At 64.8% G+C, this 24,384-nt stretch carries 20 protein-coding genes; 3 read left to right on the top strand and 17 right to left on the bottom strand.

The window, feature by feature from the left end:
- Positions 1-7: 7 nt before the first annotated feature.
- Complete coding sequence (locus GEV37_RS11610; RefSeq protein ID WP_227390415.1) at positions 8-1,249, bottom strand: lipoprotein-releasing ABC transporter permease subunit; 1,242 nt, start codon at positions 1,247-1,249, stop codon at positions 8-10.
- 204 nt (positions 1,250-1,453) lie between these two features.
- On the opposite strand from GEV37_RS11610, the gene GEV37_RS11605 reads away from it, so the two are divergent.
- A complete protein-coding gene (locus GEV37_RS11605; RefSeq protein WP_227390414.1) occupies positions 1,454-2,524 on the top strand; it encodes an agmatine deiminase family protein in 1,071 nt (356 codons plus the stop codon).
- Positions 2,521-3,423 carry a carbon-nitrogen hydrolase gene (locus GEV37_RS11600; RefSeq protein ID WP_227390413.1) on the top strand — a complete coding sequence of 301 codons (903 nt, stop codon included), beginning with the start codon at positions 2,521-2,523 and terminating at the stop codon, positions 3,421-3,423. Before GEV37_RS11605 ends, GEV37_RS11600 begins: the two co-directional genes overlap by 4 nt.
- A 60-nt stretch (positions 3,424-3,483) precedes the next feature.
- Here the strand turns inward: GEV37_RS11600 and GEV37_RS11595 are convergent, their stop codons facing one another.
- The 4 genes from GEV37_RS11595 to GEV37_RS11580 all read right to left on the bottom strand — a co-directional run bounded on the left by GEV37_RS11595 (position 3,484) and on the right by GEV37_RS11580 (position 8,952).
- The gene (locus tag GEV37_RS11595) at positions 3,484-4,440 is read right to left on the bottom strand and encodes a Nudix family hydrolase (RefSeq protein WP_227390412.1); all 957 of its coding nucleotides are present in this window, start codon (positions 4,438-4,440) and stop codon (positions 3,484-3,486) included.
- Positions 4,441-4,533: 93 nt separating this feature from the next.
- Positions 4,534-5,748: a bifunctional glutamate N-acetyltransferase/amino-acid acetyltransferase ArgJ gene (gene argJ / locus GEV37_RS11590; protein ID WP_227390411.1), complete on the bottom strand. Its 1,215-nt coding sequence runs from the start codon at positions 5,746-5,748 to the stop codon at positions 4,534-4,536.
- A gap of 57 nt (positions 5,749-5,805) precedes the next feature.
- Positions 5,806-8,526 carry a preprotein translocase subunit SecA gene (gene secA / locus GEV37_RS11585; protein ID WP_227390410.1) on the bottom strand — a complete coding sequence of 907 codons (2,721 nt, stop codon included), beginning with the start codon at positions 8,524-8,526 and terminating at the stop codon, positions 5,806-5,808.
- Positions 8,527-8,565: 39 nt separating this feature from the next.
- Positions 8,566-8,952: a hypothetical protein gene (locus tag GEV37_RS11580; protein ID WP_227390409.1), complete on the bottom strand. Its 387-nt coding sequence runs from the start codon at positions 8,950-8,952 to the stop codon at positions 8,566-8,568.
- 89 nt (positions 8,953-9,041) lie between these two features.
- On the opposite strand from GEV37_RS11580, the gene GEV37_RS11575 reads away from it, so the two are divergent.
- The gene (locus tag GEV37_RS11575; protein WP_227390408.1) at positions 9,042-9,518 is read left to right on the top strand and encodes a DUF721 domain-containing protein; all 477 of its coding nucleotides are present in this window, start codon (positions 9,042-9,044) and stop codon (positions 9,516-9,518) included.
- Positions 9,519-9,599: 81 nt separating this feature from the next.
- Here GEV37_RS11575 and lpxC read toward each other — a convergent pair whose 3' ends face one another.
- The 12 genes from lpxC to GEV37_RS11515 all read right to left on the bottom strand — a co-directional run bounded on the left by lpxC (position 9,600) and on the right by GEV37_RS11515 (position 24,369).
- Positions 9,600-10,511: a UDP-3-O-acyl-N-acetylglucosamine deacetylase gene (gene lpxC, locus GEV37_RS11570; RefSeq protein ID WP_227390407.1), complete on the bottom strand. Its 912-nt coding sequence runs from the start codon at positions 10,509-10,511 to the stop codon at positions 9,600-9,602.
- A 174-nt stretch (positions 10,512-10,685) separates the two neighbouring features.
- A complete protein-coding gene (ftsZ, locus tag GEV37_RS11565; protein ID WP_227390406.1) occupies positions 10,686-11,861 on the bottom strand; it encodes a cell division protein FtsZ in 1,176 nt (391 codons plus the stop codon).
- Between the two features lie 34 nt (positions 11,862-11,895).
- The gene (ftsA, locus tag GEV37_RS11560; protein WP_227390405.1) at positions 11,896-13,185 is read right to left on the bottom strand and encodes a cell division protein FtsA; all 1,290 of its coding nucleotides are present in this window, start codon (positions 13,183-13,185) and stop codon (positions 11,896-11,898) included.
- Positions 13,186-13,582: 397 nt separating this feature from the next.
- Positions 13,583-14,293: a cell division protein FtsQ/DivIB gene (locus GEV37_RS11555; RefSeq protein WP_227390404.1), complete on the bottom strand. Its 711-nt coding sequence runs from the start codon at positions 14,291-14,293 to the stop codon at positions 13,583-13,585.
- 22 nt (positions 14,294-14,315) lie between these two features.
- Entirely contained in the window at positions 14,316-15,248 is a 933-nt protein-coding gene (locus GEV37_RS11550; protein ID WP_275951404.1) for a D-alanine--D-alanine ligase, read from the bottom strand.
- Positions 15,245-16,657 carry a UDP-N-acetylmuramate--L-alanine ligase gene (murC, locus tag GEV37_RS11545; RefSeq protein ID WP_227390454.1) on the bottom strand — a complete coding sequence of 471 codons (1,413 nt, stop codon included), beginning with the start codon at positions 16,655-16,657 and terminating at the stop codon, positions 15,245-15,247. Before murC ends, GEV37_RS11550 begins: the two co-directional genes overlap by 4 nt.
- Before the next feature lie 50 nt (positions 16,658-16,707).
- Entirely contained in the window at positions 16,708-17,805 is a 1,098-nt protein-coding gene (murG, locus tag GEV37_RS11540; protein ID WP_227390403.1) for an undecaprenyldiphospho-muramoylpentapeptide beta-N-acetylglucosaminyltransferase, read from the bottom strand.
- Positions 17,806-17,834: 29 nt separating this feature from the next.
- The gene (ftsW, locus tag GEV37_RS11535) at positions 17,835-19,016 is read right to left on the bottom strand and encodes a putative lipid II flippase FtsW (protein ID WP_227390402.1); all 1,182 of its coding nucleotides are present in this window, start codon (positions 19,014-19,016) and stop codon (positions 17,835-17,837) included.
- Positions 19,013-20,389 (bottom strand): UDP-N-acetylmuramoyl-L-alanine--D-glutamate ligase, encoded by a 1,377-nt coding sequence (murD, locus tag GEV37_RS11530; protein WP_227390401.1) that lies wholly within the window; start codon positions 20,387-20,389, stop codon positions 19,013-19,015. The genes ftsW and murD overlap by 4 nt, the downstream gene beginning before the upstream one ends.
- Before the next feature lie 38 nt (positions 20,390-20,427).
- On the bottom strand, positions 20,428-21,510 hold the full coding sequence (mraY, locus tag GEV37_RS11525; protein WP_227390400.1) for a phospho-N-acetylmuramoyl-pentapeptide-transferase: 1,083 nt from the start codon (positions 21,508-21,510) through the stop codon (positions 20,428-20,430).
- 19 nt (positions 21,511-21,529) lie between these two features.
- Complete coding sequence (locus tag GEV37_RS11520) at positions 21,530-22,876, bottom strand: UDP-N-acetylmuramoyl-tripeptide--D-alanyl-D-alanine ligase (RefSeq protein WP_227390399.1); 1,347 nt, start codon at positions 22,874-22,876, stop codon at positions 21,530-21,532.
- Positions 22,876-24,369: a UDP-N-acetylmuramoyl-L-alanyl-D-glutamate--2,6-diaminopimelate ligase gene (locus GEV37_RS11515; protein ID WP_227390398.1), complete on the bottom strand. Its 1,494-nt coding sequence runs from the start codon at positions 24,367-24,369 to the stop codon at positions 22,876-22,878. The genes GEV37_RS11520 and GEV37_RS11515 overlap by 1 nt, the downstream gene beginning before the upstream one ends.
- Positions 24,370-24,384 lie beyond the last annotated feature (15 nt).

The raw sequence follows: 24,384 nt of genomic DNA, 5'->3' as shown, positions 1-24,384 counted from the left end.
CGCGTCCTTATTCATAGCGCAGTACGTCCGCTGGCTGAACCCGCGCGGCGCGCCAGGCGGGATAGAGCGTCGAGAGGAAGGTCAGGCCGAAGGCCGCCAGCACGATGTCGCGAATGTCGTCGAACAGCAGGCGCGACGGCAGGTGGCTGACGAAATAGACCCCGGCATCGAGGAACTGGATACCGAAGGTGGCCTCGAACCAGGCGACGAGATCCGAGATGGTCAACGCCAGCACCACTCCGGCGAGCACGCCAAGCGCGATACCGATCAAGCCGATGGTCAGGCCTTGGACGATGAAGATACCCATGATCGAGCGTGGCGTCGCGCCAATGGTGCGCAGGATGGCGATGTCCGCCCGCTTGTCGGTCACTACCATGACCAAGGTCGAGACGATGTTGAACGCCGCCACGGCGACGATCACCGTCAGCAGCAGCCCGATCATGCGCTTCTCCATCTGGATTGCCTGGAACAAGCTGCCCTGGGTGAAGGTCCAGTCGCGGCCGACGTAGCCCGGCCCCAGGTCGTTGACGATGGCCTGGGTTTCGCTGCCGGCGACGAACAGATCGTCGAGCTCGACGCGCAACCCGCCGATCGCATCGCCCAGGCGCGCCAGTGTCTGCATATCCTCGATGTTGGCGTAGGCAAGGCTGCCGTCGAGGTCGGCGCCAACGCTGAAGATGCCGCTCACCGTGAAGCGCTTGAGGCGCGGGAAGACCCCGGCCGGCGTGATCGAGGCCTCCGGCACCAGCAGCGTCACCCGATCGCCCACGCCGACCCGCAGGCGATTGGCGAGAATCGATCCCAGCACCACGTTCCACTCGCCCGGGGCGAGATCCTCGAGCGCGCCTTCACGCATATGCTGACCCACGATCGAAACCTGCTCTTCCCAGGCCGGATCAATCCCGGTCACCATCGCGCCCTGGTTCTGGCCGCCGGCGGAGAACATGCCCTGCTGCTCGACGTAAGGGGCCACGCCGATCACCCGGTCGCGCTCCATCAGCCGGTCGGCGAGTGTTTCCCACTCGATGAGGCCGGGTTGGTACTCGATCTTGGTGTGGGGCACCATGCCGAGAATGCGCGTGCGCAGCTCGTGGTCAAAGCCGTTCATCACCGACAGCACCAGGATCAGCACGGTGACGCCCAGCGTCAGACCCAGCATCGAAATCAGCGAGATGAACGAAATGAAGTGGTTGCGGCGCTTGGCGCGCACGTAGCGCAGCCCCACCAGAAATGGCAAACGGTCAAGCATGGCAGGATTCCTTGATGATGGGCGCCCATGGTACGGTTTTTTTGAGCCTGCTGCATGCGCAAACACGCATTGAGGATACGATCGGCCAGCCGGTGGTTCAGCACAGGGACAATGACTTGCAACTTGGCGGGCGAGCCCCTACATTGCGCGCGACATCGGCCTTCACGTCAGGCCGCCTTTCATGGGCAACGAGAGCATCCGATTTTGGCACACCCCTCTTACCGCTTGCTGCCGGAATGGCACCCCCAAGATGGCTTGCAGTTGACCTGGCCACGCCCGGACGGCGACTGGCAGCCGATTCTCGAATGTATCGAGGCGACCCTCGAGCGCATTGTCCTGGCCACCGCTGACACGCAACGCGTGCTGATCAGCGTACCGGACGCGGCCACCCGGAAGCGCCTCGCAACACGCTTTGCGACCCTGGGTGTTGCGCCCGGTCGCCTGCGCCTGATCGAGATTGACACCGACGACACCTGGGCCCGCGATCACGGCCCGCTCGGGGTGATGGGCGAGAACGGCGAGATGGCGCTTCTCGACTACACCTTCACCGGCTGGGGTGGCAAGTTTCCCGCACTGCGTGACGATGCGCTGACCCGTGCCCTCGAGCGCCAAGGTGTCTGGGCCTGCCCGGTGGTAACGAAGCCGCTGGTACTCGAGGGCGGCGGCATCGAGACCGACGGCGAAGGCACGCTGCTGGCCACCAAGGAGTGCCTGCTCAACCCCAACCGCAATCCGGATCACTCGCATGAGGAGATCGAGGCGGTCTTGAAGGCGGAGCTCGGCGTTTCGCGCATCCTGTGGCTCGAGAACGGCTACCTGGAGGGCGACGATACCGACAGCCACGTCGATACCCTGGCACGCTTCTGCAGCCCCGACACCATTGCCTACGTGCGCTGCGACGACGAAACGGATCCACACTACGCGGCCCTGAAGGCGATGGAAGCCGAGCTCATGGCCTTTCGCCGCCTCAACGGCTCGCCCTACCGGCTGGTCGCCCTGCCCTGGCCCCGGGCGGCGTTCGATCCCGACGACGGCCACCGGCTGCCCGCTACCTACGCCAACTTCCTGATCATCAATGAGGCGGTACTGGTACCCACCTACGCCGACCCGGCGGATCTTGGCGCCCTGAATGCCCTGGCCGGCGCCTTTCCCGGGCGCCGGGTGATTCCCGTCGAGTGCCACAGCGTGATTCGCCAGCACGGCAGCCTCCACTGCCTGACCATGCAGCTGCCACGCGGTACCCTCGACACTGCGCTTTTCGAGGAGGATGCATGACCCACGCATTGACCGTCGCCGTAATTCAGCAAAGCGCCTGGCCGGACAAGGCCCAGAGCCTCGCCGAGAGCGAGAAAGGCGTGCGCGCCGCCGCCGCCCGCGGCGCCAAGCTCGTGCTCCTCCAGGAGCTGCACGCCACGCACTACTTCTGCCAGTACGAGGACCCGGCGCTGTTCGAACTCGCCGAACCGCTCGACGGCCCTACCGGCCAGCGCCTGGCGTCACTCGCCCGGGAGCTCGACATCGTGCTGGTCGGCTCGATCTTCGAAAAGCGCGCCGCCGGGCTCTACCACAACACCGCCGTGGTCTTCGACGGCGCACGCGGGCGCGTGGGCCAGTACCGCAAGATGCATATTCCCGACGATCCGGGCTTCTATGAGAAGTTCTACTTCACCCCAGGCGACGCCGACGAGCAGCGCAACGAAGGCTTCACGCCCATCGACACCTCCGTCGGCAGGCTCGGGGTGCTGGTGTGCTGGGATCAGTGGTATCCAGAAGCGGCACGTCTCATGGCGCTGGCCGGCGCGGAGCTTCTGCTCTACCCCACCGCCATCGGCTGGGATCCGCAGGACGACGACGCCGAAAAGGGTCGCCAGAAAGAGGCCTGGACATTGATCCAGCGTGCCCACGGCGTAGCCAACGGCGTGCCGGTGCTGGTCGCCAACCGGGTCGGCTTCGAGGCGGATCACTCCGGCGTCGGCGCCGGCATCGACTTCTGGGGCGGAAGCTTTGTCTGCGGCCCCCAGGGTGAGCTTCTGGCCCATGCCGGCACCGAGGCCGAGCAGTTGGTGGTCACCCTCGACATGGCGAAGAGCGAGCACACCCGGCGTATCTGGCCCTACCTTCGCGACCGCCGCGTGGACGCCTACGGCGACCTGACCCGTCGCTACCGCGACTAGCCGCGCGCACAAAAAAACGCCGGAGCCCCAAGGCTCCGGCGTTTTCGTTTCCTGGTGCGGCTACTTCCAGAAATCGCGAATCGAGGCGATGCCCTGGGCGCCCACCGCCCGGGCGTGGTTGGCGTCGAAGCGGGTCATGCCGCCGAGGGCGAACACCGGCATGCCGGCGCGCTCGACCAGCTGCTGAAAATCGTGCCAGCCCATGGGCGCGACTTCCGGATGCGAGGGCGTGGTGCGCAGCGGCGACAGGGTGACGAAATCGCACCCCAGGCTCGCCGCCTTCTCGAGCTGCGCTTGATTATGGGTCGAGGCGGAGAGCCACTTGCCTTCGGCGATCGGCCGACGCTCCAGGTTCATCAGCCGCTCGCTGGTCAGGTGAATGCCATCGGCATCGACGCGCTCAAGAAGCTCAGGCTCGCCGTTGAGCAAAAGCTTCGCGCCGTAGTCGCGGCACAGGGCAAGTGAGCGCTCGGCGCGCGCAACGTAGGCGTCTGTCGAAAGCCCCTTGGCGCGTAGCTGGACCAGGCGCACGCCATCCTCTTTCAGAGCCCGTTCGAGCAGCCCCGCAAAGCGCTCGTCGTCGGCTTCCTCGCCGGTGATCAGGTATTCGGTCGGCAGCATCACCGCGCGCAGGATCGGCAGGTTGGCCGCCGGGAACGGATAGCTGACCAGCTCCTCCATCGGCACCCAGCGCACCGCCTGGCCTTCCCGGCCGAAGGGCTCGCCGGCGAATTCGTGCACCTGCCAGACGTCGAGCAGGATATGCTTGTCGCTGTACTCGTGGTGAACGCGGATCAAGGGTTGGGCACGACGGATCTCGATGCCCAGCTCCTCATGAAGCTCGCGCTTGAGCCCTTCGAGGCCGGTCTCGTAAGGGGCGAGCTTGCCGCCGGGAAACTCCCATAGCCCACCGTGATCCACATTGGAGGGGCGGCGCGCGATCAGCACCTGCTGCTTGTCGGCACTCACGATGGCCGCAGCGGCCACGTGAACCCGCCGTTTTACCTTTACATTCATTACGTCTTTTCCACATTGGAGCGCTGGCGTCGTCAGCGCTTGACTGCACAGGGACCGAACGTTCGACAACGCTGCGAGCCGAGCTCGACCGGCTCAGCTACGGTAGTCGGCGTTGATCGACACGTAGTCGTGAGAGAGATCCGAGGTCCATACGGTGGCCCGCGCCTCTCCCCGCCCCAGGTCTATACGAATGGTGATCTCTTCCTCACCCATCACCCGGCTACCCGCGGCCTCGGAGTAACCGGCGGCGCGTCCGCCGTTTTCCACCAGGCGAACATCGCCCAGGTCGATCACCACGCGACTGACGTCGAAACGCTCTATCGGCGCGCGGCCCACCGCAGCGAGAATGCGCCCCCAGTTGGCATCACTGGCGTAGAGCGCGGTCTTCACCAGTGGGGAGTGGGCCACGGTAAAGGCGACATCGAGCGCCTCACATCGGCTCTTGGCACCGACGACCTCCAAGGTCACGAACTTGGTCGCCCCCTCGCCGTCGCGAATGATCATCTGGGCAAGCGAGGTCATCACCTCCTGCAGGGCGGCCTTGAACGTGGCAACCTGCTCATCGGTCTCAATGCGCACGCCGGTGTTGGTCGCCGCCAGCATGCAGGCGTCGTTGGTCGAGGTGTCGCTGTCAACGGTGATGGCGTTGAACGAGAGATCCACGGTCTCGCGCAGAAGCCTTGCCAGCAGCGACTTCTCGATGGTGACGTCGCTCACCACGAACCCCAGCATGGTGGCCATGTTGGGCTTGATCATGCCCGAGCCCTTGGTGATGCCGTTGATGTGAAACGCCTGGCCGTCGATGATGCCGGTCGCAGTCGCGCCCTTGGCGCGGGTATCGGTGGTCAGGATGCCTTGGCCCGCCGCCTCCCAGGCCTGGCTCGAACCGTCGAGCGCCGCAAAAGCGTCTGGCAGCCCTGCGAGCAAGCGCTCCATCGGCAGTGGTTCGCCGATCACGCCGGTGGAGAACGGCAATACCGCTTTACTGACGACGCCGGCCTGTTCGGCCATCGCCTGACAGGTGCGGTAGGCATCCGTCAGTCCCGCCTCGCCGGTGCCCGCGTTGGCGTTGCCGGTATTGATCACCCAGTAGCGCGACGCGGTGCTTTCCAGATGCGTCTTGGCGGCAATCACCGGCGCCGCGCAGAAGGCGTTCTGGGTAAAGACGCCCACGGTCGTGGCGCCTTCGGGCAGCTCGATGACGACGAGATCACGGCGCTGGGGCTTCTTGATCCCGGCCATGGCACAGCCAAGTCGCACCCCTTCGAGGGGCGGCATTTGTGGAAACGGACAGTGACCCACCGCCATGTTCTTCTCCTCTCGCCTAGTTCATCCGACTAGAGCCGCTTGATGGATGCGATACAGTTACTGCAGCTTGCCGCAGCACTGCTTGTATTTCTTGCCCGAGCCGCAGATGCAAGGATCGTTGCGCCCGACCTTGGCCGCGTCACGACGCGGTACGCGCTCCTCGGCGTCGGCGGCGTTCTCACCGGCGTCTTCCGGGGCACGCTGGGTGTTCACGGCAGCGGCTTTCTCGCGGGCGGCCGCTTCGCGGCGCTTCTGCTCCAGCGCGTCCACTTCTTCTGGCTGGCGCACCTGCACGTGGCTCAGAATCCGCGTGACATCGGCCTTGATGTTGACCAGCAGATGCTGGAACAGCTCGAAGGCCTCGCGCTTGTACTCCTGCTTGGGATTCTTCTGGGCGTAGCCGCGCAGGTGAATGCCGCGACGCAGATGATCCATCGACTGAAGATGCTCCTTCCAGCGAGTGTCGAGCACCTGCAGCATCACCTGCTTCTCGAAGCGCTGGATGAGCGCCTGCCCGGCGGCGGCGATTTTAGCGTCATACGCCTCGCGATGCATGGCCTGAAGGCGCTCTTTGAGCTTCTCCTCGCTGAAGCGGTCGTCCTCTTCGGCCCACTGGACCACCGGCGCATCGAGGTTGAACTCGGTCTTCAAGTGCATCTCGAGTCCCGGCAGGTCCCACTGTTCCGCCAGGCTCTGGGGCGGCACGAAGTCACTGACGGTACTGTCCATCACCTCTTCACGAATGCCGAGTACCGCCTCGGAAACGTCGCTTGCGGCGAGGATGTCGTTGCGCTGCTCATAGATCACCCGACGCTGGTCATTGGCCACGTCGTCGTACTCGAGCAGTTGCTTGCGGATATCGAAGTTGCGCCCCTCGACCTTCTTCTGGGCGCGCTCGACGGCGTTGGACACCATCTTGTGCTCGATCGCCTCGCCGCGCTCGAGCCCCAGTGCCTGCATCAGGCGCTTGACCCGGTCGGAGCCGAACAGACGCATCAGGCCGTCTTCCAGCGACAGGAAGAAGCGCGTGGAGCCCGGGTCGCCCTGACGACCGGCACGGCCGCGCAGCTGGTTGTCGATACGCCGCGACTCGTGGCGCTCGGAGCCGATCACGTGAAGGCCCCCCGCCTCGAGCACCGCATCGTGGCGCTTCTTCCACTCCGCCTTGAGCTCGGCGATCTGCGCCTCGTCCGGATTGTGCAGTTTGGCGGCTTCCGCCTCCCAGTTGCCGCCGAGCATGATATCGGTACCCCGGCCGGCCATGTTGGTGGCGATGGTCACCGCGCCCGGGCGACCGGCCTGAGCGATGATTTCCGCCTCGCTCTGATGCTGCTTGGCGTTCAACACGTTGAACTGCATGCCGGCATCGCGCATCAGCTTGGCGAGATACTCGGAGGTCTCGATCGAAGCGGTACCCACCAGCACCGGACGGCCGGTTTCGGTGACCGCCTGGACATCCTTGATGATCGCCTCGTACTTCTCCTCGGCGCTCAGGTAGACCAGGTCGTTCAGGTCCTTGCGCGCCAGCGGCCGGTTGGTAGGAATGACCACCACATCGAGACCATAGATCTGGCGGAACTCGAAAGCTTCGGTATCGGCGGTACCGGTCATGCCGGCGAGCTTCTCGTAGAGGCGGAAGTAGTTCTGGAAAGTGGTCGAGGCGAGCGTCTGGCTCTCGCGCTGGACGGTCACGCCCTCCTTCGCCTCCACCGCCTGGTGCAGACCCTCGGACCAACGCCGGCCCGGCATGCTGCGCCCGGTGTGCTCGTCGACGATCACCACCTGGCCCTCGACGACGATATAGTCGACGTCGCGCTGGTAGAGATGGCGCGCGCGAAGCGCCGAGTGCATGTGCTGGAGAAGATTCAGGTTCTGAGCGGCGTAGAGTGAGTCGTGCTCGCCCAGAAGCCCCTGAGCGCGCATCATCTCCTCGACCTTGTTGTGACCCTGTTCGGTGAGCTCGACCTGCTTCTGCTTCTCGTCAAGCACGAAGTCACCGCTGACCGGCGCCTCGTCGTCCTCGCTCACTTCGCCACGCTCGAGGTTCTGGGCCAGGCCGTTGACCACGTTGTAGAGTTCGGTGTTCTCGTCCACCGCGCCGGAAATGATCAGCGGCGTGCGCGCCTCGTCGATCAGGATCGAGTCGACCTCGTCGACGATGGCGAAGTGCAGATCGCGCTGGACCTTGTCCTCGAGGGAGAACGCCATGTTGTCGCGCAGGTAGTCAAAGCCGAACTCGTTGTTGGTACCGTAGGTGATGTCGCACTGATAGGCGTGGCGCTTCTCCTCGTTGGTCTGCCCGGCGAAGATCACGCCGACCGAGAGTCCGAGGAATTCGTACAGCGGGCGCATCCATTCGGCGTCGCGACGCGCCAGGTAGTCGTTGACCGTTACCACGTGCACGCCCTTGGCAGGCAGCGCGTTGAGATAGACCGCAAGGGTCGCTACCAGCGTCTTGCCCTCGCCGGTCTTCATCTCGGCGATGCGCCCGCGATGCAGGGTCATGCCGCCGACCATCTGCACGTCGAAGTGGCGCATGCCCATCACCCGCTTGCTCGCCTCGCGCACCACCGCAAAGGCGTGGGGCAGCAGCCGGTCGAGTGTCTCGCCGGACTCGAGCTGTGCGCGAAGCTCCTGAGTCTGCGCCTGGAGCGCGGCATCGTCGAGCGCTTCGATCTCGGCTTCGAGCTTGTTGACGTCAAGGACGTTTTTCTGCATGCGCTTCACATCGCGATCGTTTTTCGAACCAATGGCCTTGCGCAGTAGTGTAGTGATCATGAACGTTCCAAATCTTTTCGGTCGCACCCGGTGGGCGCCCTATTGAATAAAGCGGCGAGGATATTTCAAGGGCAGTGGGCGGGGCGGGCCGCGTCGGGTGAAGACATCCCGCGCGGCGACCATCGGCTGGCCGGTGAACTGGGCAAGGAGAAGGCGCGACAGACAAGCGCCGAGTGCCTTCTTGCGTCCGGCCGCTCGACGCGAGCGCTGCTCGCTGGCAAGACGCCGTGACTGCGCACGCAGCATCGCCGGCACCCACAGACAGATGGCGACACTGCGCTCGCTTACGCGGCTGGCGTCGGCGGTCGCAAGGCTTGCCGGTAGCAGACAGCCGACCAGCAGTCCCGCCAGCCACCAACGCGCCAGGCCGCTGCGGCGCGCGCGCCGAGGGCAAGGCGGGGTAACGAGCGTGGGCGTCAACGACATGCTGTGTGGCGGCTCCCTGGCGTGTTAGGCTTTCGACATTACATCAAGCCGGTGCTTGCGTACTGAATCGGCACTCTGGAATTAAGCGTATGAGTATAAAGGTTAAGCGTTCTCGCGCACAGCCCATCAAGTCGGTGCTCGCAAGCTCTACCGAGGTGAGCAACCTTCTGCGCCAGTCGCGCTTGATCGACCAGGCCCAGTGTCATCTGCGCGCTCACCTGCCTGAAGAGATGCGCCCACACATTTACGTGGGCGGATTCAGCAATGCGCGCCTGACGGTGATCAGCGGACAGGCGACGTGGCTTGCCTGGCTGCGCTTCGAGCAGCGCCGACTGCTCGAACTCTTGCATCAACTGCCCGGCTTCGAGGCGGTGACCGGTTTTCACTTCAAGGTACGCCCGGTGCGTCCGGTCAAAGCCCCCGAACGCTACCACCGCTCGCTATCTGCCGATGCCGGCGAGACCATCGCTCAATGCGCCGACGACACCGACGATCCACGCCTGAAACGTGCGCTGGAACGCCTCGCCTCTCACGCCGACAAGAAAGGGCCGCCCCCAAACGCATGAAGCACCGCCAGGCGGTGCTTCATAGATGGGGCGTAAACAACTCATTTCAACCGCGGCCTTGCAAAATCACGTCTTTAGAACTCAGGCCATGGCCGGTGCAGCGTAGGAGATGGGCGCTACCGCCTTCTCGCCTTCGAAGGTCACGATCTCATACGCCTCGGGCTGGGCCAGAAGCTCGCGGCACAGCTGGTTGTTCAGGGCATGGCCGGACTTCACGCCACGGAATTCGCCGATCAGGCTGAACCCGAGCTGGTAGAGATCTCCGATCGCATCCAGCACTTTGTGCTTGACGAACTCGTCCTCGTAGCGAAGCCCGCCCTCGTTCACGATGCGGTAGTCGTCAACGACGATGGCATTGTCTAAGCTGCCGCCGAGCGCAAGATTGTTCGAGCGCAAAAACTCGAGATCGCGCATGAAGCCGAAGGTACGAGCTCGCGATACCTCCTTGACGAAGGACGTCGTCGAGAAGTCGATCAGCGCGTTCTGGTTCTGCTGTTCGAACACCGGGTGATCGAAATCGATGGAAAACGATACCTTGAAGCCTTGGTGAGGCAAGAAAACCGCCTCCTTGTCACCGTCGGTCACGGCGATTCGCTGCTTGATACGGATGAACTTCTTCGGTGCGTCCTGCTCGTGGATGCCCGCCGACTGAATCAGAAAGACGAAGGGACTGGCGCTGCCGTCCATGATCGGTACTTCTGCTGCGCTCACGTCGACATAGGCGTTGTCGATACCGAGCCCGGCAAAGGCGGACATCAAGTGTTCGACGGTCGCGACCTTGACCCCTTCGAAGGAGAGCGCGGTGCAAAGCTTGGTGTCTTCGACCAGCTCGGCCCGGGCAGGCACGTGTACCACGGGATCCAGATCGGTTCTGACAAACACTATCCCTGTGTCTGCGGGTGCCGGACGCAAAGCCAAATGGACTTTTTTACCGGAATGCAGACCCACTCCGGTAGCGCGAATGACATTTTGTAGTGTACGTTGTCTGATCATGGGCGTGGTGAAACTCTGGTAACGACGGTGCCGAAACAACCGGCCGCTGGCGTGAATAGAAAAAAGTTATCGAACAGTGTTTACTTTAACAGCAAACGAGCGTTTCAACAAAAAGAATCTGTCGAAACCCTCGTTTGCCGTTGAGTGAACCCGATATCGTCACGGAGACGAGGTTCAATCCGCCTGGCGGCGCAGGAAAGCAGGAATATCGAGATAGTCGTCCGCTTCGGCGGCGCGACGCTTCTCGGGACGCGGCTTGGGTGCGGCTTCCTGCGCTTCGGCGCGAGCGGCGGATTGCTGTCGCGTAATGGTCGGCTGCTGCATCTTGCGATAATCCGCAGGCTCGGCCGCTGAACGACGCGCTGGCTCGCGTACCGCCGCCTTGGGCTTGGTGCCGTCGAGGCCTGCAGCCACCACGGTCACGCGCAGCTCGTCGGACATCTCCATGTCGATGGAGGTTCCCACCACGATGGTCGCTTCCTGGGAGGCGAACTCCTGAACCGTCGCGCCCACATCATTGAACTCGCCGATGGAAAGATCCGGGCCGGCGGTGATGTTGACCAGGATGCCACGCGCACCGTGCAGATCGATATCCTCGAGCAGCGGGCTGCGAATGGCCTTTTCCGCCGCCTCACGGGCGCGGTTCTCGCCGGTGGCCCCGCCGGTGCCCATCATCGCCATGCCCATCTCGGACATCACGGTGCGCACGTCGGCGAAGTCGACGTTGATGATGCCGGGGCTGGTGATCAGCTCGGCAATGCCCTGTACCGCGCCCAGCAGCACGTCGTTGGCCGCGCTGAAGGCGGTCAAGAGCGTGGCGTTCTTGCCAAGCACCGAGAGGAGCTTCTCGTTGGGAATGGTGATCAGCGAGTCGACGTGCTCGGAGAGCTCCTTCATGCCCTCTTCGGCGGCGCGCATGCGCTTGGGACCCTCGAACGGGAACGGACGCGTCACCACGGCCACCGTCAGAATACCCAGCTCCTTGGCCACCTGGGCGACCACCGGCGCACCGCCGGTCCCGGTACCACCGCCCATGCCGGCGGTGATGAACACCATGTCGGCGCCGTCGAGAAGCTCGGCGATGCGATCGCGATCTTCCATGGCGGCCTGACGCCCGACTTCGGGATTGGCACCGGCCCCCAGGCCCTTGGTGATCTCACCGCCCAGCTGCAAGACCGTCTTGGCGGAGACGCGCTTGAGCGCCTGCGCATCGGTGTTGGCGCAGATGAACTCGACGCCCTCGATGTTGCTTTCCACCATGTGGTTGACGGCATTACCGCCGCCGCCGCCGACACCGACGACCTTGATGACCGCACTGCTCGAGGGTGCGTTATCTACCAATTCGAACATAAGCCCCGTCTCCTGAACCGCGCTTGCGGCCCTGTCAGAAATTTCCTTTGAACCAGCCCTTGATTCTTGCTAGTGCCGAATGATCGTCCCTGCTATTACGCTGGGCGAGCTCGCTGCGTCCCTTGTGGGGCGAGCTGACCCGACCATGGCTTTCTTGACCCTGTCCGTGGCGTGACTCCTGCAATGCGTAGTGCAGAAGACCGACGCCGGTCGCATAGATGGGGTTGCGGACCACGTCCGCCAGACCGCGCACGTTCTGCGGGCAGGCGATACGCACCGGCATGTGGAAGATTTCCTCCGCCAGCTCGCTGACCCCCTCCATACGCGAGGTGCCGCCGGTGAGCACCACCCCGGCGGCCACCATGTCCTCGTAGCCACTGCGGCGTAATTCATCGCGTACCAGCGTGAAGAGCTCCTCGTAACGCGGCTCGACCACTTCCGCCAACGCCTGGCGGGAGAGATCCCGCGACGGGCGATCGCCCACGCTGGGTACCTTGATCATTTCATCGCTTGCCGCGAGCTGGGTGAGCGCGCACGCGTACTTCACCTTGATCTCTTCGGCATGCTGAGTCGGGGTGCGTAGCGCCATGGCGATATCGTTGGTGACCTGGTCACCGGCAATGGGAATGACCGCCGTATGGCGAATCGCCCCCTCGCTGAAGATCGCCATGTCGGTGGTACCCCCGCCGATATCCACCATGCAGACACCGAGCTCGCGCTCGTCCTCGGTGAGGACCGCCATGCTGGAAGCGAGCTGCTCGAGAATGATGGCATCCACATCCAGCCCGCAACGACGCACGCACTTCTCGATGTTCTGCACCGCGTTCAGCGCCGCCGTGACCAGATGCACCTGGGCCTCGAGCCGCACCCCGGACATGCCGAGCGGCTCGCGAATGCCGCCTTGGGCGTCAATGGAGAACTCCTGAGGCAACACGTGAAGCACCCGCTGGCCTTCGGAGATGGCGCGTGCCCGCGCCGAATCGATGACCCGGTCGATGTCCGAGGGGGTAACTTCACGCTCCTTGATGGCGACGACCCCGTCGGAGTTCATCGAACTGATGTGACTTCCGGCGACGCCGACGTAGACAGAGTGGATGTCGCACCCCGCCATGAGTTCCGCTTCTTCCACGGCACGCTGAATCGACTGCACGGTCGATTCGATGTTGATCACGACGCCGCGCTTCATTCCCCGTGAAGGATGTGAGCCGATACCCGCAATCTCGATGCCACCGTCATCGGTGGGTTGACCGACTATCGCGACGACCTTGGACGTTCCGATGTCCAGCCCGACAACCATATTGGATGCATTGGGTGAGCCTGCCATGAGCCGGGTTATCTCCTTATAGTGATCTCAAGCGATAGGTTATTGATGGTCGGCACTGCCCTATCGATACATTTACCAACTACTAACTATTTATACATGCTTTTATATAAACAGCTGGCCAAGTCACCGAATTAAATAAAACTAGTCAACAAACAGGTTATTAACCATGCTTCATCGTTATCATTTAGTTTGGTTGGATAATCGCGAACCAGAACGTCCAGAACGATGGCAAACAGGGTCATCATATAGAAATGATGACCATTATACGACTAGTCCCGCACCACGATAATGGGCTTGACCAAGAATTTAAACCCCATTGGCGGGATTTCAGGTGTTGGCAATCGCTTACTTTTAAGTGTTCAACGCTGCTTGAACGTAAATACTAGGGCACCTGCTCCTAATCATCAGCGTCGAAATCGCTCTGGCCATGCCAGGCCACGGCCACACCATTGGGGTAGCGCAGGTCGATGTAACGAATCTGGTCGCCCTGGCGGCCCAGCTCGCGCTGCCAGGAAGCGGACAGTCGTGCCAGGCGAATGTCGTGCTGGCGTCGACCCAGCATTACCCAGGTGCCGTTGTCGAGCTGCAGCCGCCAGGCTCCGCGAGGCTCCAGACGCAGTTGGGAAAGGCCAAGGGCGAGCGTGGCGAAGTGCGTCGTCAGACGTCGGTAATAGATCAGCACTTCCTCGCTGCTCCCCACCGGCCCCCCCAGGTCGGGAAGCCCCTGCGGCACCTCGAGCGGCGCGAAGGCGAAGGGCTTGCCTTCGGTATTGAGCAAAAAGTCATCGTTCCAGCGCGCCACCGGCAGCTGCTCGACCAGCTCGAACACCAGGGCGTTGGGCCACTCCCTGGAAATACGCACCTCGTGCAGCCAGCCGATGGAGAGCGCGCGGTCGCGAATCTCGCCCAGATCCGCCGAGAGCCAGGTGGCGTTGTGCACCAATGGCGCCAGCTGGGTGCGCAGGTAGTCGGCGCTGACGTACTCCCACTCGCCGCGAATCGAGACGCGCTCGATGGGCCGGTCGAGCCATAGCCATAGCGCCCGCCCGCCGGCGCCCAGCAGCAGGGCCAGCAGGATCACTCCAAGCCATGCGTTACGCTTTTTCATGATCGCTCATTGCAAAGGGGGCTCATGCGGACACGGCGGTGTTCAGGATGCGCAGTACCAGCGCATCGAAATCGATACCGGCGTGGGCCGCCGCCTGGGGCACCAGGCTGTGATCGGTCATGCCCGGAACGGTATTGACCTCGATCAGCCAGAACATTCCGGCGCCGTCGCGCATCACGTCGATACGTCCCCAGCCCTGCCCGCCCATGGCGGAAAACGCCTGGCGGCACAACCTGGCAAGCGCACCTTCGGCCTCGGCGTCGAGCCCGCAGGGCAAATGGTACTGGGTAGTGTCGGAGAGATATTTCGCCTCATAGTCGTAGAAGCCGCCCGGCACCTCCACACGAATGGCCGGCAGCACCTCGTCACCGAGCAGCGCCACGGTATACTCCTCGCCCTGGACGAAGCGCTCCGCCATCACTCGGGCATCGAACCGGGCCGCCTCGCGGTAGGCCGCCTCGAGCTCCTCGCGACTCCTGACGATGCTGATGCCGAGCGTCGAGCCTTCATGGACGGGCTTGACGATCATCGGCAGGTCCAGCGCCGCGATGACGCCGTTCCAGTCGGCGTCGGCCGTCAAGGTGATGCTTTCCGGAGTCGGCAACCCTTGGGCGCGCCAAACCTGCTTGGTACGCTCCTTGTCCATGCCGAGCGCCGAGGCGAGCACGCCGCTGCCGGTATAGGGAATGCCGAGAAGCTCCAGCGCTCCCTGCAGGGTACCGTCCTCGCCGCCGCGGCCGTGAAGCGCAATGAACACCGCACTCGGCGCCAGCGCCTCGAGCCCGGCCAGGCCGCCCTCGCGGGGATCAAAGCCCAGCGCATCGACACCCTGACGCTTGAGCGCCTCGAGCACCGCCGCCCCGCTCTTGAGCGACACCTCACGCTCGCCGGAGGTGCCGCCATATACCACCACTACTCGGCCAAACGAGGCCGAGCGCGCACTGGCATCCATCATAGTGTCACCTCATCCAACTGGAGTCGTGCCTGGGCCAGGGCGAGCGCGATGCCGCCGACGTCCCCCGCCCCCTGTGTAATCAGGATATCTCCCGGGCGCAGCACCTTTTTCAGCAGTGGCGCAAGCTCCTGCTTATGCTCGACAAACAGCGGGTCCACCTCGCCGCGCTGGCGGATGGAGCCGGCCAGCGTGCGCCCTTCGGCACCGGGGATCACCGGCTCACCGGCGCTGTAGACGTCGAGCAGCACCAGCGTATCGACCTGGGAGAGCACGCGCACGAAGTCTTCGTACAGGTCTCGCGTACGGCTGTAGCGATGGGGCTGGTAGAGCATCACCAGGCGCCGCTCTGGCCAGCCGGCGCGCACCGCCTGAATGATCATGTCGACCTCGCGCGGGTGATGACCGTAGTCGTCCACCAGCATGATCTCGCCTTCCCGGTTCGGCGCCGGGAAGTGACCATGGACCTGGAAACGTCGCCCGACACCGGCGAAATTCGCAAGCCCCTTGAGGATCGCCGCATCGCTGACACCGGCATCCGTAGCCACGACGATCGCCGCCATGGCGTTCTGCGCGTTGTGGCGCCCGGGCATCGCCAGGCGTACCTCGAGAGGTGCCGCGCCGTCCGGCCGGCGCGCGGTGAAGGAGACCTCCCCCTCGTGCTGGCGAAAGTCCTCGATGCGGTAGTCGGCCTGCTCATTGAAGCCGTAGGTGACGAACTGGCGCTTGACCTGGTCGCACAGCCCCTTGACGTGCGGGTCGTCGGTACACAGCACCGCCAGACCATAGAACGGCAGGTTGTGCAGAAACTCGATGAAGGTGGTCTTCAGGCGCTCGAAGTCGCCGCCATAGGTGGCCATGTGGTCGGCATCGATATTGGTGACGATCGACACCATCGGCTGCAGGTGCAGAAACGACGCATCGGACTCGTCGGCTTCCGCCACCAGGTAGTCGCCTTCACCGAGCCGCGCGTTGGCACCGGCGCTGGTCAGCTTGCCGCCGATCACGAAGGTCGGGTCGAGCCCCCCTTCGGCCAGAAGCGTTGCGGTAAGGCTCGTGGTCGTGGTCTTGCCGTGGGTGCCGGCCACCGCGATGCCGTGGCGAAAGCGCATCAGCTCGGCGAGCATCTCGGCGCGGCGCACCACGGGCACGCGGTGCTCGTGGGCCCAGCGAATTTCCGGGTTGGTTTCGTCGATGGCGCTGGAGACCACCACGACATCTGCACCCGCGACATTCTCGGCGGCGTGACCGATGAACACCTCGACTCCGCAGCCACGCAGCCGCGCCACCACCGAGGAAACCTTCATGTCACTGCCGCTGACCGAGTAGCCCTGGTTGGCAAGGACCTCGGCGATGCCGCACATCCCCGCCCCGCCGATGCCCACGAAATGAAGGCGCTTGATGCGGCGCATGCCGGGCCCGGCGGGGGCGCGCTGCGCCGGCTTGTCGGTGATTGGATCGGTCACGCCATATCTCCTTGCTTGACTAACGAAAGGCATCCTGCCGCTAAACGCTCGGTGGCCTCGAGGTGCGCTGCCCGGCGCGCCCTGGACGCCATCTCCACCAGGGTGTCACGGTTCAAGAGCTCGTCGAGGTGGTGGATCAGGCGCGCTTCGGTCAGCTCCGCTTGCACCACGCAGCGCGCCGCTTCTGCCTTGACCAGGACCTCGGCATTGATCCGCTGATGATCATCCACGGCGTACGGAAACGGTACCAGAAGCGATGGTTTCGCTGCCGCGGCGAGCTCCGCCACGGTCAAGGCACCCGAACGGCACACCACCAGGTCCGCCCAGTCGTAGGCGCGGGCCATGTCGTCGATGAAGGGTGACACCGTCGCCTCGACCCCGGCGGCTGCGTAGTTCTGGCGAGTCGTCTCATCGCGCTCCTTGCCGGCCTGGTGCCATATCTCCGGGCACCGGTCGGCATCGAGCGCGGCAAGCGCAGTGGGCAAGCGTTCGTTGAGCGCCACCGCGCCAAGCGAGCCGCCCACCACCAGCAGCCGCAGCCGCCGGGAAGCGATCTCCTCCCGGGTGCGCGGATGCTCGCCGAGCGCGGCGATCTCCTCGCGCACCGGATTGCCGATCACTTCGGCACGCGGGCCGAAGGCCTCGTCGAAGGCGGCATAGGTGCGGGTTGCCAGACGCGACAGCACCCGATTGGTCAACCCGGCCACGGCATTCTGCTCGTGGATCACCAGCGGGATGCCAGCGAGTCTCGCCGCCAGTCCGCCGGGGCCGCTGGCGAAGCCACCAAGCCCCACCACCACGTCAGGCGCGAAGGTCTTGATCACACGCCGGGCCTCGCCTACCGCACGACTCAGGTTGACCGGCGCCTTGAACCAGCCAGCCAGCCCCTTGCCACGAAGACCCGCCACGGCGATGGTATGCAGCGGGATACCCGCCTCGACCACCAGGCGATTCTCGATGCCGCGCGGGCTGCCCAGCCACTCCACGTCGACGTCCCGGGCGGCGAGCGCGCGGGCCAGCGACAGCGCAGGAATGACGTGGCCACCGGTGCCGCCGGCCATGATCAGAATGCGTCGACGTCTATTCGTCGTCACCGAAAACTCCTTGTTGCTCTGGGTGCTACTCACGATAGATGGGGTTCGTAGCGCGCCTTGTAAGGTGTCGAGGCGCGCTTGGGCCGGTGGCGAGTCTCCGCATCGACGCGCAGCAACAGCCCGACCATCATGCCGGTCACCAAAAGGCTCGATCCGCCGTAGCTGACCAGCGGCAGCGTCAGCCCCTTGGTGGGCAGAAGCCCCGAACTCACCGCCATGTTGATGAACGCCTGGGCGGAGACGATGAAGCCGATGCCGTAGCTCACGTAGGCGCCGAACAGGTGGCCGGAAAGCTCCGCCCGCCGGCCGATCAGCATCGCCCGGGCGACGAACAGGGTGAACAGCAGCACCACGCAGACCGCGCCGATCATGCCGAGCTCTTCGGCGATCACCGCGAAGATGAAGTCGGTATGCGCCTCGGGCAGGTAGTGGAGCTTCTGCACGCTGTTGCCAAGGCCCATGCCGGTCACGTGGCCGCGGCCGAAGGCGATCAGGGCCTGGGTCAACTGGTAGCCGGTGGCGAACTGATCCGCCCAGGGGTCGAGAAAGCTCGTCCAGCGTGCCAGGCGGTAGGGCTCCATGATCACCATCATCACCGCCCCGAAGGTCAGCACCCCGCCGCTGCCGATCAGCAGCGTGAGCGACGCTCCGCTCATCATCAGCATGCCGATCACGCAGACGGTGTAGACCACCATGCCACCGAAGTCCGGCGCCAGGAACAGAAGTCCCGCGGGAATGGCGAGCACCGCGATCGGCCGCCACATGCTGAACGCCCGGTTGCGCAGTTCATAGGTGAAGCGCGACATGAACGCCGCCATGTAGAAGATCAATCCCACCTTGCCCAGCTCCGAGATCTGCAGGCTGGGCAGCGGCCCGGGCAGCGAGATCCAGCGCTTGCTGCCGTTGACCTCCTGGCCGACCAGCAGCACCATCACCAGCATGAAGATGCTCGCCATCAGGATGAGCGAGGCGTTCTGGCGCCACGCCTCGAGCGGCACGCAGAGCATGAACAGGCAGGCGAACCCCGCCACCAACAAGAAGATCGCGTGCTGGCGAGAATAGTAGTAGCTGTTTTCCAGAAGCCCTACCGAGGCGGAGCTGACCATCACCCAACCCAGGCCCGCCAGCGTGACCACCGCCACGATCAGCCAGATGTCGCAGGGCAGATGACGCGTGGCGACGGCGTTCAGAAAGCGCTGACGACGACTCATGAAGACACCTCACTGCGGTTTTGGGCCACCCAGCGACGAAACGCCTCGCCGCGCGCCTCGTAGTTGGCGAACTGGTCGAGACTGGCACAGGCTGGCGAAAGAAGCACGCAGTCGCCAGGCTCGGCGATCTCGCGGGCGGCGTTCAAGGCGTCAACGAGGGTCGCGACCCGGCGGACACGCACCGCGCCCTCGAGCGCCTGCTCGAGGCGCAGGGCATCGGCGCCGAACACCACGACCTCGCGGGCGTAGCGGCCAAGCGGTGCGGCGAGCGGCGAGAAGTCGGCGCCCTTGCCGACACCACCGGCCAACAGTACCAGGCGGCCGTCGACCCCCTCCCCGATGCCTTCGATCGCCGCCAGGGTCGCGCCGACATTGGTGCCCTTGGAGTCGTTGACATAGCGCACGCCGGCAAGCGTGTCGACCAGCTCGCTGCGATGGGGCAAGCCCTTGAACTGCACGAGCGCCTCGAGCATCTTCTCGCGACAAAGGCCCAAACGCTCACCGAGGGCGAGCGCGGCCAGCGCGTTGAGCTGGTTGTGACGCCCGGCAAGCGGAAGTGACTCGACGTCGATCAAACACTCATCGCCCTTGGCAAGCCAGGTTCGCCCGTCCACCGTCGCCAGACCCCAGCCACCCTCGAGATGGGCGCTGGCACCGAAATGGTCAAGCGGCACGCCCGGCGCATCCGGCCAGGTACGAGGGTCGTCGGCGTTGACCACGGCGCTCTCGGCGCCAAGAAAGATGCGCGCCTTCGCCGCGCGGTAGCCTTCCAGGTCGCCGTGGCGATCAAGATGATCGTCGCTGAGATTGAGAAACAGCGCTGCAGCAGCGCCGAGCCTGGGCGTGGTCTCGAGCTGGAAGCTCGAGAGCTCGAGAATGTAGAGCTCGGCCTCGGGATGGGTTTCCAGCAGCGTCAGCGCCGCCGTACCGAGATTGCCGCCCACGGCGGCGTCGACCCCGCAGCCCCTTGCCATGTCGCCCAGCAGCGTAGTGACGGTCGATTTGGCATTGGAGCCGGTGATCGCCGCGATCGGCGCCTTCACTGCGCGGCGAAACAGCGCGATCTCCCCCACCAGCAGAGGCTCGCCGGTGACCGGGCTTTGCCGCCCGGACAAGCCCTCGAGCCCCGGGGTCGTGGGATCGACCCCGGGGCTCAGCACCACTTCCCGGGCGCGGCTGAAATCCACTTTCGAAAGCGGGCCGCACCAGGTGGTCACCTCCGGATAAAGCGACTTGAAATCCGCAAGCCCCGGGGGTTCTGCCCGGGTATCAATCAGCACGAAGGGCGTACCCAGACGCTGCAGGTGGCGGCAGATCGCCCGGCCGGAGATACCCAGCCCGATGACCGCGGTGACTCCCTCTGGTACTTGCATGCGTCGGCTCCTTGCGCGGGGGCGATCGGCGGCGTTGATCAGCGAACCTTGAGCGTCGCCAGCCCCAGAAGCACCAGCACCACGGTGATGATCCAGAAGCGCACGATGACCCGCGGCTCCGGCCAGCCCTTCAACTCGTAGTGGTGATGCAGCGGCGCCATGCGAAAGATCCGGCGGCCGGTCAGCTTGAAGGACGCCACCTGAAGAATGACCGAAACGGTCTCGAGCACGAAGATGCCGCCCATGATGAACAGCACGATCTCCTGGCGCACGATGACCGCCACTACGCCGAGGGCCGCCCCCAGCGCAAGTGCGCCCACGTCGCCCATGAACACCTGGGCGGGATAGGTGTTGAACCACAGAAACCCGAGCCCGGCGCCGGCGATGGTGGCGCAGAAGACCGCCAGCTCGCCGGTACCGTGGATGAAGGGCATGTGCAGGTAGGTGGCGAAGACCGCGTTGCCGCTGGCATAGGCGAATACCGCAAGCCCCATGGCGACCAGCACCGTCGGCATGATGGCCAGGCCATCGAGTCCGTCGGTCAGGTTCACCGCGTTGGAGCTGCCCACGATCACGAAGTAGGTCAGCACGATGTAGAAGATGCCCAGCGGCAGCGCGAAATCCTTGAACAGCGGCAGCAGAAGACTCGTCTCCGCGGGCGTGGTGGCGGTGACGTAGAGTATGACCGCTGCTCCCAGGCCGACCACGGACTGCCAGAAGTACTTCCAGCGAGCGGGCAGCCCGCGCGGATTCTTCTCGACCACCTTGCGATAGTCGTCCACCCAACCGATGGCGCCGAAGCCCAGCGTCACGCCCAGCACCACCCAGACGTAGTAGTTGGTGAGATCCCCCCACACCAGAGTGCTGAGCGCGATCGATAGCAGGATCATCGCCCCACCCATGGTGGGCGTGCCGGCTTTGGAGAGGTGCGACTGCGGGCCGTCGTCGCGCACCGCCTGGCCGATCTGGCCTTCCACCAGGCGGCGGATGACCCACGGCCCCAGCCACAGACAGAGCATCAGCGCGGTGATCGCGGCGAGAATGATACGAAGCGTGAGGTAGTTGAAGACCTGAAAGGCGCTCTGGTACTGCGCCAGAAAATTCGCCAGATGAACTAACATGAACGGCGTTTACCCTGTTTCAACCGAGCAGTGCGGCAATGACGCTTTCCATGCCCGCACTGCGTGACCCCTTGACCAGCAACGTGGCACCGGGCGGCAGCGTATTGATGATATGACGCGCAAGCGTCTCGTGGTCGTCGAAATGCTGCCCGCGACCGTGGGCAGTGCTGATGGCGCGCGCGGCATCACCGCAGGTGAGCAACGTGTCGATGTCAAGCTCACGGGCAACACGGCCGACCTCGGCGTGCAGCGCCTCAGAGGCCTCACCAAGTTCTCCCATGGCCCCCAGCGCGCACCAGTGCGGCCCCGGGAACGCTTTCAGGGTCTCGAGAGCGGCCTTCATCGCACCCGGATTGGCATTGTACGTATCGTCGAGCAGCGTGGCGCCGCCTTTCGCCTTCAAGACGCTCAGGCGGCCCTTGAGCGGCACGAGCGAGCCAAGACCCGCCAGTACGCTCTCTGGTGCAACGCCGAGGGCCAGAGCCGCCGCTACCGCCGCCAGGGCGTTGCTGACGTTGTGCCTGCCCGGTAGCGGCAGGCGCACCTCGCCAAGCGGGACCCCGTTTTCGACGAGCGTGAAAGCATACCGCCCTTGCGGGTCGCAGGAAAGGCCCCAGGCGCTGACGCGCGCATCGCTCGAAAAGCCGTAGCTGACCACCCGGCGCGGATGCGAAAGCGCTGCCCAGGTGGCGAAGTAGCGATCATCGGCGTTGAGCACGGCGACGCCGTCGACGCCGAGCCCGGCGAGGATCTCGGCCTTGGCCTGGGCGATCTGGCCCATGCCGCCGAACTCGCCAACATGGGCGCCGGTCACGTTGGTGATGATCGCCACGTCCGGCGCCGCGAGCCGCGCCGTCCAGGCGATCTCGCCCAGGTGATTGGCGCCGAGCTCGACCACGCCGGCACGGTGCTCGTCGTTCAGGCGTAGAAGGGTCAGCGGTGCGCCGAAATCGTTGTTGAGATTGGCCTCGGTGGCCAGCACCGGCCCGAGCGGCGCCAGCAGGTGCGCGGTCATCTCCTTGACCGTGGTCTTGCCGCTGTTGCCGGTCACGGCGACGATGGGGTGCTTGAAGCGCGTGCGCCAGGCCCGCCCGAGCAGCCCGAGCGCCAGGCGCGTATCGGCGCAGAGCAACTGAGGGGCATCCACCGTCTGGGGTGTCTCGACCAGCACCGCCGCAGCGCCCTGCTCGCAGGCTTGGGCGACGAAATCATGGCCGTCGAAGCGCGGACCCTTGAGCGCCACGAACAGGCACCCCGGCACGATGCGTCGGGTATCGGTCACCACGGCAGAGAGCGCCACCCCGGACGCGACGTCGGCAAGCGGCAGTTCGAGCGCCTGGGCGACCTCTTCGAGTGTCCACTGCATCAACGTGCGCTCCGCGTTGCGAGAGCCTTCTCCACCTCGACGTCGTCGCGGTAGGGATGACGCACGCCGTCGATCTCCTGGTAGGGCTCGTGGCCCTTGCCGGCGACCAGGATCACGTCCTCGGCACCGGCCTGCTCGATGGCCTGAGCGATGGCCAGGCGACGATCGCCGATAGCGGTGACCGGGGCACTCTCGCCGAAACCGGCCAGGATCATCGCACGGATCGCCTCAGCGGACTCGCCGCGCGGGTTGTCGTCGGTCACCACGCACCGATCGGCAAGCCTTTCGGCGACCCGCGCCATCTCGGCCCGCTTGCCGGTATCTCGCTCGCCACCACAGCCGAACAGGCACCACAGCTTCCCGGCATCGCCCAGGTGATCGCGCAGCGCCTTGAGCGCGGAACCCAGCGCATCCGGCGTGTGGGCGTAGTCGATGACCACGCTCGGCGCATTCGGGGCAGTGACCAGCGCCATGCGCCCAGGCACCGGCGCCAGCCGCGCGGCGGCCTCGAAGAGCGCATCCAGCGACTCGCCGATGCCGAAAAGCGTGGCGATGGCAAGCAGCACGTTATCCAGGTTGAAGCGCCCCATCAGGCCAAGCTCCAGCGCCTTTTCACCTTCCGGCGTCGCGATCAGCGCCTGTTGGCCCTGACCGTGGGGCTGCCAGTGCAGCACGCGCAGCGTGCAGGCCTCGTCCTCGCCCACCGCCAGCACGCGCACACCCGGCGAAAGCCCTGCCAGCATCAGCCGCGCCAAGGGGTCCTGAGCGTTGACAACGGCAAGCGTAAGCTCCGGCCGACGAAAGAGCTTCGCCTTGGCCGCGGCGTAGGCTGCCATGCTGCCGTGGTAATCTAGGTGATCGCGGCTCAGGTTGGTGAACACGCCGACGCGAATATCGCAGGCATCCAGCCGATGCTGGTCGAGGGCGTGGGAGGAAGCCTCGAGCGCCACGCGCCGCGCGCCCTGCCCGGCGAGATTCGCCAGCGTGGCCTGGGTGAACAACGCACCGGGCGTGGTCAAGCCGCTATCGACCAGCGCCTCGAGGCGCCCAACGCCAAGAGTGCCGATCACCGCGGAGGGCGTATTCAGCGCTTCGCCGAGCGCGGCGATATAGTGCGATACCGAGCTCTTGCCGTTGGTGCCGGTCACCGCGACCAGCTCGAGCGTCGAGGGCACCGCGAACAGGCTGCGCCCGAACTCGCCCAGGCGCAGCGCCAGGTGCGGCAGGTAGAGCACGCGTTCGTCGAGCTCCACCTGTGCGGCTGTGCCGTGGGCCAGCACCAGCGCCGCGCCCTGCTCCAGAGCGCGGTCGATGAAATCACGCCCGTCGCGCTGGCTGCCAGGCACCGCCACGAAGACGTCGCCCGCACCGATATCGCGGGAGTCGGTGCTCACCTTGAAGGTCTCGGGGAGTTCGACACGCTCGTCGAAAAGCTCGCCCGGCGGCCACACTTCCCTGAGCGCGGCCCACAGTCGACTGGGATGGGACGTCATTGACACTCCTTCACG

This window comes from Vreelandella malpeensis, from assembly GCF_020622355.1.
In the GTDB taxonomy this organism is placed as follows: Bacteria; Pseudomonadota; Gammaproteobacteria; order Pseudomonadales; family Halomonadaceae; genus Vreelandella; species Vreelandella malpeensis.
Note: the sequence above shows the minus strand (reverse complement) of the source record. Positions and strands in the feature narration are given on the sequence as shown.

Coding starts and splice junctions, on each gene's coding strand:
- GEV37_RS11610 (WP_227390415.1), bottom strand. CDS start 1,249: ATGCTTGACCGTTTGCCATTTCTGGTGGGGCTGCGCTACGTGCGCGCC.
- GEV37_RS11600 (WP_227390413.1), top strand. CDS start 2,521: ATGACCCACGCATTGACCGTCGCCGTAATTCAGCAAAGCGCCTGGCCG.
- GEV37_RS11595 (WP_227390412.1), bottom strand. CDS start 4,440: ATGAATGTAAAGGTAAAACGGCGGGTTCACGTGGCCGCTGCGGCCATC.
- argJ (WP_227390411.1), bottom strand. CDS start 5,748: ATGGCGGTGGGTCACTGTCCGTTTCCACAAATGCCGCCCCTCGAAGGG.
- secA (WP_227390410.1), bottom strand. CDS start 8,526: ATGATCACTACACTACTGCGCAAGGCCATTGGTTCGAAAAACGATCGC.
- GEV37_RS11580 (WP_227390409.1), bottom strand. CDS start 8,952: ATGTCGTTGACGCCCACGCTCGTTACCCCGCCTTGCCCTCGGCGCGCG.
- GEV37_RS11575 (WP_227390408.1), top strand. CDS start 9,042: ATGAGTATAAAGGTTAAGCGTTCTCGCGCACAGCCCATCAAGTCGGTG.
- lpxC (WP_227390407.1), bottom strand. CDS start 10,511: ATGATCAGACAACGTACACTACAAAATGTCATTCGCGCTACCGGAGTG.
- ftsZ (WP_227390406.1), bottom strand. CDS start 11,861: ATGTTCGAATTGGTAGATAACGCACCCTCGAGCAGTGCGGTCATCAAG.
- ftsA (WP_227390405.1), bottom strand. CDS start 13,185: ATGGCAGGCTCACCCAATGCATCCAATATGGTTGTCGGGCTGGACATC.
- GEV37_RS11555 (WP_227390404.1), bottom strand. CDS start 14,293: ATGAAAAAGCGTAACGCATGGCTTGGAGTGATCCTGCTGGCCCTGCTG.
- GEV37_RS11550 (WP_275951404.1), bottom strand. CDS start 15,248: ATGATGGATGCCAGTGCGCGCTCGGCCTCGTTTGGCCGAGTAGTGGTG.
- murC (WP_227390454.1), bottom strand. CDS start 16,657: ATGCGCCGCATCAAGCGCCTTCATTTCGTGGGCATCGGCGGGGCGGGG.
- ftsW (WP_227390402.1), bottom strand. CDS start 19,016: ATGAGTCGTCGTCAGCGCTTTCTGAACGCCGTCGCCACGCGTCATCTG.
- murD (WP_227390401.1), bottom strand. CDS start 20,389: ATGCAAGTACCAGAGGGAGTCACCGCGGTCATCGGGCTGGGTATCTCC.
- mraY (WP_227390400.1), bottom strand. CDS start 21,510: ATGTTAGTTCATCTGGCGAATTTTCTGGCGCAGTACCAGAGCGCCTTT.
- GEV37_RS11520 (WP_227390399.1), bottom strand. CDS start 22,876: ATGCAGTGGACACTCGAAGAGGTCGCCCAGGCGCTCGAACTGCCGCTT.
- GEV37_RS11515 (WP_227390398.1), bottom strand. CDS start 24,369: ATGACGTCCCATCCCAGTCGACTGTGGGCCGCGCTCAGGGAAGTGTGG.